The sequence below is a fragment of the Plantactinospora sp. GCM10030261 genome (genome assembly GCF_042666615.1).
In the GTDB taxonomy this organism is placed as follows: domain Bacteria; phylum Actinomycetota; class Actinomycetes; order Mycobacteriales; family Micromonosporaceae; genus KBS50.
The window spans coordinates 1-11,714 of sequence record NZ_JBHTDD010000056.1 but is presented as its reverse complement, the minus strand read 5'-3'; the positions used below and the strand labels follow the sequence as shown (position 1 = coordinate 11,714).

Annotated in this window: 6 protein-coding genes and 1 pseudogene; 6 read left to right on the top strand and 1 reads right to left on the bottom strand. The window is 72.7% G+C overall.

Annotated elements, in window-relative coordinates; genetic code table 11:
• Positions 1-136: 136 nt before the first annotated feature.
• The 5 genes and pseudogenes from thrB (at position 137) to prfA (ending at position 9,089) form a co-directional block, all read left to right on the top strand.
• Positions 137-1,080: pseudogene (gene thrB, locus ACFQUZ_RS32175) on the top strand (homoserine kinase).
• 295 nt (positions 1,081-1,375) lie between these two features.
• On the top strand, positions 1,376-3,499 hold the full coding sequence (gene rho / locus ACFQUZ_RS32170) for a transcription termination factor Rho (RefSeq protein WP_377449041.1): 2,124 nt from the start codon (positions 1,376-1,378) through the stop codon (positions 3,497-3,499).
• Positions 3,500-3,936: 437 nt separating this feature from the next.
• Entirely contained in the window at positions 3,937-7,398 is a 3,462-nt protein-coding gene (locus ACFQUZ_RS32165) for a phosphodiester glycosidase family protein (protein ID WP_377449039.1), read from the top strand.
• A gap of 213 nt (positions 7,399-7,611) precedes the next feature.
• Positions 7,612-7,836, top strand: a complete 225-nt coding sequence (gene rpmE / locus ACFQUZ_RS32160; RefSeq protein ID WP_377449037.1) for a 50S ribosomal protein L31 — start codon at positions 7,612-7,614, stop codon at positions 7,834-7,836.
• Positions 7,837-8,000: 164 nt separating this feature from the next.
• Positions 8,001-9,089, top strand: coding sequence for a peptide chain release factor 1 (gene prfA / locus ACFQUZ_RS32155; RefSeq protein WP_377449035.1), 1,089 nt, complete (start codon positions 8,001-8,003; stop codon positions 9,087-9,089).
• A 77-nt stretch (positions 9,090-9,166) separates the two neighbouring features.
• Here the strand turns inward: prfA and ACFQUZ_RS32150 are convergent, their stop codons facing one another.
• A complete protein-coding gene (locus ACFQUZ_RS32150; RefSeq protein WP_377449033.1) occupies positions 9,167-10,717 on the bottom strand; it encodes a diguanylate cyclase in 1,551 nt (516 codons plus the stop codon).
• Between the two features lie 64 nt (positions 10,718-10,781).
• Between ACFQUZ_RS32150 and prmC the strand changes: the two genes are divergently transcribed.
• The coding region (gene prmC / locus ACFQUZ_RS32145) for a peptide chain release factor N(5)-glutamine methyltransferase (RefSeq protein WP_377449031.1) at positions 10,782-11,714 on the top strand (933 nt) is incomplete at its 3' end.

Genomic DNA, 11,714 nt, shown 5'->3' with positions numbered 1-11,714 from the left:
CCGCCCCCCGCCCCCACCCAGTCCCCGTCGATCTAGGGCGAATGGTCGCTGTTTGATCTCCAATCACGACCATCTGCCCTAGATCGACGGGGAGGGGTTTGGGTGTCCTGTCGGACCCTCCGCCTACGCTGTGCGCATGGCGCTCGATTTCGTGTCCGGCCAGGTCCGCGTGCGGACCCCGGCGACCAGCGCGAATCTCGGCCCGGGCTTCGACGCCCTGGGGCTCGCTCTCGGGCTCTACGACGACGTATCCGCCCGGGTGACGCCGGCCGGCTGCCAGGTGACGGTCACCGGGGAGGGCGCCGGTGAGTTGCCCGACGACGACCGGCATCTGGTGGTCCGGGCCATGCGGGCCGCCTTCGACGAGCTGGGAGGTCAGCCGCCCGGGCTGGCGGTGGAGTGCCTGAACCGGATCCCCCAGGCGCGCGGCCTGGGTTCGTCCTCGGCGGCGATCGTGGCCGGGGTGCAGCTGGCCCGCGCCCTGGTCGTGGACGGCCCGACGCGGCTCGACGGGGCCGGTGCGCTGCGGCTCGCCGCGGCGCTGGAGGGGCACCCGGACAACGTGGCGCCCTGCCTCCTCGGTGGCTTCACCATCGCCTGGACCGAGCCGACGGGAGCGCTCGCGGTGTCCCTGCGGCCGGCTGACGGCGTACGACCGGTGGTGTTCGTGCCCCGGCGGCGCGGCCTGACCGCGGCGGCCCGGGCCGCGCTGCCCGATTCGGTGCCGCACCCGGACGCGGCGCACTCGGCTGGCCGGGCGGCGCTGTTGACCCACGCGATGACCGTGGACCCGTCGCTGCTCCTCGCCGCCACCGAGGACCGGCTGCACCAGGGCTACCGGGCACCGGCGATGCCGGAGACAGCCAAGCTTGTGGATGAGCTTCGTGCGGCCGGTGTGGCAGCTGTGGTCAGCGGGGCGGGTCCGGCCGTGTTGGCCCTGACCACACCCTCCGAGGAGGTGTTACCGGGAATGGATTGGGCAGTCCACCGGTTACCGGTGGACGTCACCGGTGCCGCCGTTTCGGGGGTACGATGGGACACGCCGAGCGGGACCCTGTTGCCGCAGGTCGGAAGAGTTGATTACGCTCTAGACTGAGCACAGCCGCGAAGCATGTGATCTCTGCGGGTCGGCGCACCCCCGAAGCTTTCGGCGGTCAGCCCGTCACACCCCTGCCTAGGCCCACGCCGCACCGCAGTTTCCACCGGTCGCCGCAGACGGCGAGACCTGCTCACCGGTTCCTCGGTGGGTCGGGACACCGCCCGGCTGCTGTGTCACAGACTCCCGCGCCGCGTCACGCGAGGCGGGTGCACCGAGGCCGCCCGGCCACCTTGCAACGACTCCGGGCAGCCCCGGCCTATCGAGGGAAGGAATCCATTGAGCGACACCACCGACGTGACGTCGGATGTTTCCAACGTCGCTGGCGGAGCCACCGCCGCTCCGGTGCGCCGACGGCGGACCGGCACCGGGCTGTCGGCGATGCTGCTGCCAGAGTTGCAGAGCCTGGCCGCGTCGCTCGGCATCTCCGGTACGGCCCGGATGCGCAAGGGCGAATTGATCGCCGTCATCACCGAGCGGCAGCAGGCCGGATCGGCCGGCGGCGGAACCCCCCGCCCCCGGGCCGAGGTCGCCGCCGCGGCGGCGCCGGCGCGGGAGGAGGTACGCGTGGACGTACCCGACAACGGTGAGCGGTCCGAGCAGCCGCGTCCCGAGGCCGAGTCGTCGGCTGGGGGCGCCACCGAGACCAGGGGCCGCGAGCGTGGATCGCGCCGATCCCGTGCGGCGGGCGGTACGCCCGAGCGGGCCGATGAGGCGACCACCGATGGTCGGACCGGAACGAGCCGGGCCGAGTCCGGTGCTCGAGCCGACCGTGACGACCAACCGGGTCGCTCCGAGCAGCCGGACCGCGATGAGCGGGTCGAGCAGGACGAGCGCGGGGACCGTGCCGAGCGCGGTGACCGTGCCGACCGGGGCGACCGTGCCGAGCGGGGCGACCGTGCCGAGCGCGGGGACCGTGCCGAGCGCGGGGACCGTGCCGAGCGGGGCGACCGCGGGGACCGTGCCGAGCGGGGCGAGTCGCGCAACGGCCGCGAGCGCGGAGAGCGCTCGGACCGGGACCGCAACGAGCGTTCCGATCGGGACCGCAACGAGCGTTCCGACCGGGGCGACCGGGGCGACCGCAACGAGCGGGGTCAGCAGCGTGCCGATCGGGACAACAACGACGGCGACGACGACGGTGACGGCGGTGGGCGGCGGAGCCGACGCAGCCGGTTCCGGGATCGCCGGCGGGGCCGAGGTGACCGGGACGGTGGCGACGGCGGTCGGGACGGTGGCCGCGACGGTGGCCGCGAGCCGCAGGTGACCGAGGACGATGTCCTGGTTCCGGTGGCCGGCATCGTCGACGTGCTGGACAACTACGCCTTCGTCCGGACCACCGGCTACCTGGCCGGGCCGAACGACGTGTACGTCTCCATGTCCCAGGTCCGTAAGTACGGCCTGCGCCGCGGCGACGCGGTGACCGGTGCGGTGAAGGCCGCCAAGGACGGCGAGCAGCGGCGGGACAAGTACAACCCGCTGGTGCGGCTGGACACGATCAACGGCATGGACCCGGACGAGGCGAAGCGCCGGCCCGAGTTCTACAAGCTCACCCCGCTGTACCCGCAGGAGCGGCTGCGTCTGGAGACCGAGCCGCACATCCTGACCACCCGGGTGATCGACCTGGTCACGCCGATCGGCAAGGGTCAGCGTGCGCTGATCATGTCGCCGCCGAAGGCCGGTAAGACGATGGTGTTGCAGGCGCTCGCGAACGCGATCACCCACAACAACCCGGAGTGCCATCTGATGGTGGTGCTTGTCGACGAGCGGCCCGAAGAGGTCACCGACATGCAGCGCTCGGTGAAGGGCGAGGTCGTCGCGGCCACGTTCGACCGGCCGCCGCAGGACCACACCACGGTCGCGGAACTGGCGATCGAGCGGGCCAAGCGCCTCGTCGAGCTGGGACATGACGTGGTCGTCCTGCTCGACTCGGTGACCCGGTTGGGTCGGTCGTACAACCTCGCGGCGCCGGCCAGCGGCCGGATCATGTCCGGCGGTATCGACTCGACGGCGCTGTACCCGCCGAAGCGGTTCCTCGGTGCGGCCCGCAACATCGAGAACGGCGGCTCGCTCACCATCCTCGCCACCGCGCTGGTGGAGACCGGGTCCGTGATGGACACGGTCATCTTCGAGGAGTTCAAGGGCACCGGCAACGCGGAGCTCAAGCTGGATCGGAAGATCGCCGACAAGCGGGTCTTCCCGGCCATCGACATCCACACCTCCGGTACGCGTAAGGAGGAGATCCTGCTCGCGCCGGAGGAGTTGGTGATCATCCACAAGCTCCGCAAGGTGCTGCACTCGCTGGACTCGCAGGCGGCCCTGGATCTCCTGCTGGACCGACTCAAGCAAAGCCGGACCAACATCGAGTTCCTGATGCAGATCGCCAAGTCGACGCCGGGCGAGTAAGCGGGCCGGCAGTCTCACCGAACCGTCGCACCCGTCGGGCCCGGATCGCAGCCGCGATCCGGGCCCGACGTCGTTTCCGCCGCCGCGTCCCGGCCCGAGCGATCTGCTCGCTGGGCGTCGCGGTCCACGGTATCCGGGGCGGCCTGGGCCGTGGCGAACCGTCGGACGGCGGCCAACGGGAGGCGGGGGTCTGACGGCCGGGCCGCGACCGAGCGGAGAGGGCCGGGTAACGCTTTGCGCTGCTGCAGCCCACGCAACGCCCGTTGTCCGATAATCGGACAACGGGCGTTGCGTGGGCTGCAGCAGCGCAAAGGGGCGTCGACGGTCACCACCCGGACGGCGCGGAGGATGAGCGAAGTCCCGAGTACGTGAAGTTTTCCTTCAAGTAATCGGGTAGCTATTGAAACTTGTATACACGCTCGGGTTGACTGACGGGCATGCGTACCCGTGCCTCCCGTCTGGCCGGCGTCCTCGTCCTGGCGCCGCTGCTCACCATGGCCGGGCCGGTTCCGGCCAGCGCCGCGCCAGCGCCGTCGATCACCGGCACCGCGGCCGAGGACGCCCCACGCGCGTCGTCCTATCCCGCCAGCGCCACGTCGCTGTTGACCCACGACGCCGCGCCGGTCGGCGCGGCGTCGACAAGTGGAACGGCGGTCGAACCGGCCGGCGGCATCGAGACCGCCACGACCAGCCGTCCGGTGGCGCCGGGCCTCCAGCTCACCTCGTTCGACAGGTACGACGTCAACGGCTGGCTGCGCGCCGACGCACTGACCGCCGACCTCGCGGGCGGGGTCACCGTCGACTATGTGAACTCGGGCGAGGTGGCCAAGGCCGAACCGCTGCGCGACGCGGTGGACCGGTCCCGCGCGGTCGCCGCGGTCAACGGCGACTTTTTCGACATCAACAACTCCGGTGCCGCCCAGGGCGTCGGCATCCGCTCCGGCGAGCTGATCCAGTCGCCGGTGGCCGGCCACACCAACGCGGTGGGCGTCACCGGCGAAGGGCTCGGCCGGGTCATCCAGGTCACCTTCGACGGCACGGCCACCCTGCCGGGCGGGTCCGTCCCGCTCACCCAGTTCAACAACATGGTGCAGCCCGACGGGATCGGCGTCTTCACGGCACTCTGGGGCGCGTACCCCCGAAGCAGGGCGGTCGACGGCGCCACCCGCGTCACGGAGGTGGCGCTGGTCGGCGGCCGCGTCGCCACCGTCGCCCCGGGGGCGGGCAGCGGCCCGATCCCGGCCGGCACCACCGTCCTGCTCGGCCGGGACGCCGGCGCCGACGCGCTCGCCGGGCTCCGACCCGGTGATCCGGTCACCGTCGCCTACCGGCCCAAGTCGTCCGACGGGAGCGCGCTGCGGACCGCCGTCGGGGGCGGGAACGTCCTGGTCCGCGACGGCGTCGTGCAGGACGTCGCGGATGCCACGCTGGCGCCCCGGACATCCGTCGGCTTCAGCGCCGACGGCCGTCGGATGTTCCTGCTCACCGTCGACGGCCGGCAGGTGGACAGCCGGGGCGTGACGCAGACCGAGATGGGCCGGATGATGGCCGAACTCGGTGCCCACCACGCGCTCAACCTGGACGGTGGAGGCTCGTCCACGCTCGTCGCCCGGGAGCCCGGCGCACCCGCCGTACAGGTGGAGAACAGCCCGTCCGACGGCAGCGAACGTCCGGTCCCCAACGGGCTGGCCCTTTACGCCCCGCAGGGCAGCGGCAAGCTCACCGGCTACTGGCTGGAAACCGCGGCCGACCCGACCGCCGCGCCGGGGGTCGCCCCGGTCCGCGGCGGTCGGCCCGACCGGGTATTCCCGGGACTGACCCGCCGGCTCACCGCGGCCGGACACGACGAGACGTACGGCCCGGCACCGGGTGAGCCGCGCTGGCGGACCAACCCGGTCGCACACGGTCTGGTCACCGGCGCCGGCGTTTTCCGGGCGCTGCTTCCGGGACGAACCACGGTCACCGCGTCACGCGGCGCGGCCAGCGGCCGGCTCGACCTCACCGTGCTCGGTCCGCTGCGGCGGATCGACTCCACGGTGGACCGGGTCGGCGTGGTGGGGGTCGACGACACCGCGCTGTTCGGCGTGGTCGGCTATGACGCCGAGGGCAACACCGCCCCGATCGAGCCGTCCGACCTGCGGCTCGACTACGACCGGGAGCTGATCGACATCAGCCCCACCGGGGACGGCAACCTGCGGGTCACGGCGCGCCGGGCCACCGGTTCGGCGCTGGTCACCGTCACGGTGGGCGGGCGGCGCACGGTCGTACCCGTGACGGTGGGCCTCACCGATGTGCCGGTCGCCGGCTTCGACGACGCCGCGGACTGGACCTTCAGCCAGGCCCGCGCCAGCGGATCGGTCGCGCCGGTGTCCGGCCGCACCGGGACCGGCCTGAGGATGTCGTACGACTTCAGCCAGTCCACCGGGACGCGGGCCGCGTACGCGAACCCGCCGGCCTGGATCGAGGTGCCCGGCCAGCCGCAGGCGTTCGGCATGTGGATCCACGGCAACGGCACGGGGGAGTGGCCAAGCCTGCACCTGCACGACGCGGTCGACCAGCAGCACGTGCTGCGCGGCCCGTTGATCACCTGGACGGGCTGGCGGCACGTGGAGTTCGCGGTGCCGGCCGGCGTGCAGTATCCGGTGCGGGTCCGGCGGTTCTACGTGGCCGAGACCAACGCGGCGGCGCAGTACCGGAGCGAGGTGCTGATCGACGACCTGGTGGCGAGGGTGCCGCCGGCGGTGGAAGTGCCGGCCGAGCCGGACCGGACGGACCGGGTGGTGCTGCGCGACGGCACCGCGGCCACCGAACCCTGGCGCTTCGCCGTGCTGTCGGACAGCCAGTTCGTCGCCGCCGACCCGGACAGCGACCTGGTCGCCCAGGCCCGCCGCACGCTGCGCGAGGTGAAGGCGGCCCGGCCGGACTTCCTGGTGATCAACGGTGACTTCGTGGACACCGCGTATCCGGCGGACTTCGCGCTCGCCAAGCGGATCCTGGACGAGGAACTGGGCGGCGAGGTGCCGTACCACTACGTGCCGGGCAACCACGAGATCATGGGCGCGCCGATCGACAACTTCCGGGCGGTGTTCGGCGCCACCTCCCGGGTCTTCGACCACAAGGGCACCCGCTTCGTCACCCTGAACTCGGCCACCGGGACGCTGCGCGGCGACGGGTTCGACCAGGTACGCGCGTTGCGCGACGCGCTCGACCAGGCGGCCGGGGATCCGGCGATCGGCTCGGTGGCCGTCCTGCAGCACCATCCGCCGCGCGACCCGAGCCCGGCCAAGGCCAGCCAGCTCGGTGACCGGAAGGAAGCGGGCCTGCTGGAGCAGTGGCTGGCGGACTTCCAGCACCGGACCGGCAAGGGGGCGGTCTTCGTCGGCGGGCATGTGGGCGCGTTCTCGGCGGACCGGGTGGACGGGGTGCCGTACCTGATCAACGGCAACTCGGGGAAGTCCCCGTCCGCGCCGGCGGACCGGGGCGGGTTCACCGGCTGGAGCATGTACGGCGTGGACCCGGTGACCCCGGGGGAGGCGGAGCGGGCCCGCCGCAACCCGCTGACCGAGGGACCGCGGTGGGTGGCCGCCGAGTTCCGCCCACACGTCGACGGGCTCACCCTCGCCGTCCCGGCCGACGTCCCGGTGAATGCCCCCGTTCCGGTCACCGCGTCCCTGACCCAACCCGGCGGGCGTGCCGTGCCGGTCGCGACACCGGTGAGCGCCGACTGGTCCGCCTCGCCGAACGTGCACATCGGGCCGATCTGGGGTCTGCGTCCCTGGCACGCGGCCCGGTTCGACCCGGACACCGGTGAGCTGACCGCGTACCGCCCGGCGTTGATCGCGCTGGCGGTCACCGTCAACGGGGTACGCGCCGAAGCTCATCTTCGAGCTACCGGTTGAGGCCGCCGGGTGTGTGGCCGGCCGGATCGGGAATGCGTACCGGTGCGGTCACGTTAATCAGCACGGACCACGTGTGCCGCCCGGTTTCGGGTGGGCAGGGCGCCCATGGCACACTGGTCAGTCGGCCACCGGTTCCGGTTCACGCCCAGCCCGCCCAGGATCGGCGGGTGTCGACGGCGACCCGGCGACCACCCACGAAAGGACCGAGGCGACATGAAGTCCAACATCCACCCGGAGTACGTCACGACCGAGGTCACGTGCTCCTGCGGCAACTCGTTCACGACCCGCAGCACGGCCAAGGGCGGCACGATCCACGTCGAGACGTGCAGCGCCTGCCACCCGTTCTACACCGGTAAGCAGCGCGTGCTGGACACCGCCGGTCGGGTCGCGAAGTTCCAGCAGAAGTACGCCAAGGTTCAGGGCCGGAAGGCCAAGTAGCGACGCAGACGGCGCCCGTGTCCGGTTTCCGCCCGGACGCGGGCGCCGTCCGTCTGCGTACCCCCGGATCCCCGGAATCTCCGCGGATCCCTGGGACCTCCGCGGATCCCTATCCCTGGGACCTCCGCGGATCCTGGAACTCGTCGGCGAAGGAGCAGCAGGACATGAGCAGTGAGCGGCTGGCCGCGCTTCTCGACGAGTACGCCGAGATGGAGAGGAAGCTCGCCGACCCGGCGATCCACACCGACCAGAACGTGGCCCGGCGGGTGGGCCGGCGGTTCGCCGAGCTGGCCCCGGTGCACAAGGCGGCCGGCGAGCTGGCGCAGGCCCGGGAGGACCTGGCGGCGGCTCGCGAACTGGCCGCCGAGGATCCCACGTTCGCCGCCGAGGCCGAGGTGATCTCGGCCAGCCTCCCCGCGCTCGAAGAGCGCCTCGCCGAGTTGCTCATCCCCCGGGACCCGCACGACGCCAAGGACGTGATTGTCGAGATCAAGGCTGGCGAGGGTGGCGAGGAATCGGCGCTGTTCGCTGGCGACCTGCTGCGGATGTACCAGCGGTACGCCGAGCGGCGCGGCTGGGTTACCGAGATCATCGACGCGCAGGACTCGGATCTGGGCGGGGTCAAGGACGTCTCGCTCGCGGTGAAGACCCGCGGCGTGCCGGACGGCGGTAACGGGGTCTGGTCCCGACTGAAGTGGGAGGGCGGGGTGCACCGGGTGCAGCGGGTGCCGGTGACCGAATCCCAGGGCCGGATCCACACCAGCGCCGCTGGCGTCCTCGTCCTGCCCGAGGCCGAGGAGGTCGACGTCACCATCGACGCGAACGACCTGCGGATCGACGTTTTCCGGTCGTCCGGACCGGGCGGCCAGTCGGTGAACACCACCGATTCCGCGGTACGGATCACCCACGTGCCGACCGGGATCGTGGTCTCCTGCCAGAACGAGAAGAGCCAGCTGCAGAACCGTGAGCAGGCGATGCGGATCCTGCGGGCCCGGCTGCTGGCGGTGGCCCGGGAGCAGGCCGACGCCGCCGCCTCGGACGCCCGTAAGGCGCAGGTCCGAACGGTGGACCGCTCGGAGCGGATCCGGACGTACAACTTTCCGCAGAACCGGATCACCGATCACCGGATCGGGTACACCGCGTACAACCTGGATCTGGCGCTGGCCGGCGATCTGGACGGCGTGCTCGACGCGCTGGCCGAGGCGGACCGGGCGGCGCGGCTGGCCGGGGAGCCGGAGCTGACCCGCCGCTGAGCCGGCGGCGAGGTGGCGACCGGGCCAGACGGGAGCCGGTGGCCCGGGCGTACGGGAGCCTGGCGGGGAGGCGCCGGTCAGGCCGTGCGGGCCTCCCACTTGGCGCGCAGCATCTGCCGGTCGGCGATCTCGAAGGCGGCGCCCAGCATCTCGCGCAGCGTCCCGGTCCCGCCGTGCACCGGCGCGAACCCGACACTCACCCCGACCGGGGTGCCGGGCACGAGTGCCTCCCAGTCCTCCGACCGCACTGCGGTGGTGATCCGCCGGGTAACCTCGGCGGCCTCGTCCATCCCGGCGCCCGGCAGCACGACCACGAACTCGTCGCCGCCGAACCGGGCGACGAAGTCGCCACGCCGCATCACCCGGTTGATCACACCGGCCACCCGTTGCAGCACCAGATCGCCGGAGTGGTGTCCGTGCCGGGTGTTTACCGCCTTGAACCCGTCCAGGTCGCAGACTCCGACCACGGCCCGCTCGCCCCGGCTGACCAGCGCCGAGATGTACCGTTCCAGGCTGCGTCGGTTGGGTAGTCCGGTCAGCGGGTCGGTGAGCGCCTCGCCCTCGTAGCGGGCTGCCTCGCGGCGGAGTTCCTCGTGGTCGATCCGGGCCGCGATGCCGTCGACGTAGACGTCCCGCAGCCGGTCGTTGCGCTGGGCGGCGAGGCGGAAAGCCCGGCGGTCGGCCCGGTGCGCGGCAGCGTGGTCCCCGGCCCGGGTGTAGGCGAGGCTGCGCAGCCGGTCGGGTTCCGCCGCGCCCAGTGTCTCGACAGAAATGATTAGCGTGTCCAGCCGGGCCATCGCCTCGATCGGGCGATCGTCGATGATCGCCGCACACACCGAGCCGAGCTGGGCCATGTCCCGGGGGCGTGCGCTGTCCCCACCCCTGGCCAGTAGGTCGGCCGGATTGACGGCACGGGTCAGTTCGGACGTCTCCCCGAGGGTGGCCCGGCGCAGCAACGCGTACCCGTACGCGGCCAGCGCGCTGGGCCGCAACCGGTCCAGTCGACCGGCCCGCACCACCCGTGCCAGCTCGGAGTCGATGTCCCGAAGCACCCGCAGGCAGCCGTCGCTGTCCCCGTTGTGGTCCAGAGCCACGGCGTTCCGCAGCCGGATCCCGGGCGCCGCGAAGGTCTCGGCCGGGATGCCCGCCGCCCGACCCAGCTCCCGGGCCTTCTCGATGGCTGCCAGCGCGTACCCGTGGAAGCTCAGGTAGGAGTAGGCCATGGCCAGGTCGTGCCAACCCCAGGCGGTCTCCCGGTCCGGTTCCACCACCGCGTTCAACGCGCGGGCGCTGCGGACCAGGTGGCTGGTGCCACGGTCGAGCGCCCCCTGGTCGAAAGCGGCGAGGGCGGCCAACGCGTGCAGGTGCCCGTGCAGGTACGGGTCCGCGAGGTCCCGCGCGCAGGCGAAGGCCTGCTCGGAAGTGCCGGTGTATTCGGCGGTGCGGCCCAGGTTGAGCACCGCCGAGACGCGCTGCAGGAGGGCGTCCGCCCGGGAGTAGGGGTCCTGCGTGCTCGCCAGCACCCGGTCGAGCACCTGGCAGGCCTCGGCCGAGTGGCCGGTCTCCTGCAGGTGACGCGCCCGCGTGAGGGCGTCGGCCTGGTCGGTGACCCGGTCGAGCCAGCTCACCCGTACCTCCTCGCTTCGCCGCCCCCGTGATGGGACCACGCGGTCCGCATTTCATGATTATGTCGTGACAGATTCCCGGCCACAGCCACCCGTTGGGACGGAACGGACACGTCCGTCGGTCGCGGTGGGGAGGGCGGCGGCGCGCCTCGCCGCCGCCGGCCTCCCGTCGGCCCGGGCCGAGGCGGAGCTGCTCACCGCGTACGTGCTGGGGGTGGCGCGGGGTCGGTTGGCGCTGGCCGACGGGCTGGACGCGGGTGAGCTGACCCGGTTGGACGGCCTGGTAAGCCGGCGGGTCGGGCACGAACCCCTGCAACACCTGTTGGGCACCGCGCCGTTCCGGCACATCGAGTTGGCGGTGGGGCCCGGCGTCTTCGTGCCGCGTCCGGAGACGGAGCTGCTGGCCGGCTGGGGAATCGAGGCGGTCCGCGCCGGCTCCGGGGCCGCCGCGCCGGGGGGCGAAGCCTCCGTGACCGTGGTCGACCTGTGCGGCGGCAGTGGCGCGATCGCCCTGTCGGTGGCCAACGAGGTGCCGGAGGCGGCGGTGGTCGCGGTGGAACGGTCCGGTCCGGCACTTGACTGGCTGCGTCGCAACGCGGCGGCGCGGGCCGCGGCGGGAGATCCCCCGATCCGGGTGGTCGCCGGCGATGTCACCGACCGTGGGCTGCTACCGGAGCTGACCGGGCGGGTGGACCTGGTGCTGTGCAACCCGCCGTACGTACCAGTGGCGACCTCGGTGCCGGCGGAGGTGGCCCGGCATGATCCGGCCGAGGCGGTCTTCGGCGGATCCGACGGGCTGGCGGTGATCCGGTCGGTGATCGTTCTGGCCGCCCGGTTGTTGCGCCCCGGCGGCCGGTTCGGCGTCGAGCACGACGACACCCACGGTGCGGCGGTGCCGGACCTGCTCCGCGCCGACGGCCGGTTCGCCGAGGTCGATGAACACCCCGACCTCGCCGGCCGCCGCCGCTTCCGGGCCGGCCGCCGCCACCCCTCCCCACCC